The sequence below is a fragment of the Streptomyces hilarionis genome, from assembly GCF_024539675.1.
GTDB classification, from domain to species: domain Bacteria; phylum Actinomycetota; class Actinomycetes; order Streptomycetales; family Streptomycetaceae; genus Streptomyces; species Streptomyces hilarionis.
Map to the genome: position 1 here is coordinate 1 of NZ_JAHHIT010000542.1, position 353 is coordinate 353.

Sequence of the window (353 nt, forward strand, 5' to 3'; positions counted from 1 at the left end):
TTCTGGAAGCCCTGCAACGGTGGAAATACCTGATAACAGAATTGTAATCACCCCGTCACCGACTCGTTATCTTTGATCTGCAAATATGACCCAGGCGCTATTCTAAGTGCTCCACCGGGCCAAAACAACAGACTATACCCGCGTAGGTAAATCATAATAAAAACTGCCGTAATCAAAGGAGCATCGCATGAGACACAAAGTAACTTTGTATTTGGCTGCGGTTTCAGCTTTTTCTGGAAGCTATGCCCTCACGGCACAAGCGGAAGGTAAACCAGAAGGTTTTATTGAAGGTAGCAGCCTTACTGTTCTAAACCGCAACTTCTATTTCAATCGTGATAATCGTGATGCATCTG

Annotated in this window: 1 protein-coding gene; it reads left to right on the forward strand. The window is 44.5% G+C overall.

Translation table 11 applies throughout. The annotated features are described in order from the left end of the window. Positions 1–187: 187 nt before the first annotated feature. Positions 188–353: OprD family outer membrane porin (locus KMS84_RS44160; protein WP_498066977.1), on the forward strand; the 166-nt coding region annotated here is incomplete at its 3' end.